Raw genomic sequence first — 570 nt, forward strand, 5'->3', positions numbered from 1 at the left:
GGCAAGCCCAGGAGATTGCAAAGTTTTTTTGGGCCGCGATAATGAGCTTGGCCCGCTCAAGCTGTTTGGTGAGCTTTTCATTGGTCAGTTCCAGATTGGCGACGCGCCTGTCCACCGCTTTTGCCGCATCCGGCTTCGGTCCGCGCTTCGTGTTCGGTATGGCCGCCTCACTTGCCGCGACCAACAGCCGCCACTTGCTCAGATGTGAGCTGTACAGGCCCTCGCGACGCAACAGTGCGCCGATGGCACCTGGCGCCGTGCATGCATCTGCCTCACGCACGATGCGCTGCATATACGCCGTCGTGAACTTGCGGCGCTTGGCCACGGCGACCACCTCAGTACTTGCTGCCGCTTCCGAAACGTCGGACGGATGTGATGCTGCTGTCATGTTCAATTCCATATGTGTGCCAACTTCCTTAATTAGACTGATGAAGTTGTCTCACAACAGTTTGACACAGGGGGGTCGTCCTTCCCAGGTGGTGAGGTAAGGACAGATTCCAGTTCGGTGAGGCGTTTCGGTTTGATGCTGGGCTCCTGTAGCTTGCCCAATTATGTGCTTTTCCGGGGCCA

At 57.2% G+C, this 570-nt stretch carries 1 pseudogene; it reads right to left on the minus strand.

Annotation, left to right across the window (positions count from 1 at the left end):
- Positions 1 to 388 (minus strand): annotated as a pseudogene (locus F2P45_RS34415) (hypothetical protein); the annotation flags it as partial.
- Between the last annotated feature and the right edge of the window lie 182 nt (positions 389 to 570).

The sequence above is a fragment of the Massilia mucilaginosa genome (assembly GCF_011682145.1).
In the GTDB taxonomy this organism is placed as follows: domain Bacteria; phylum Pseudomonadota; class Gammaproteobacteria; order Burkholderiales; family Burkholderiaceae_D; genus Telluria_A; species Telluria_A mucilaginosa.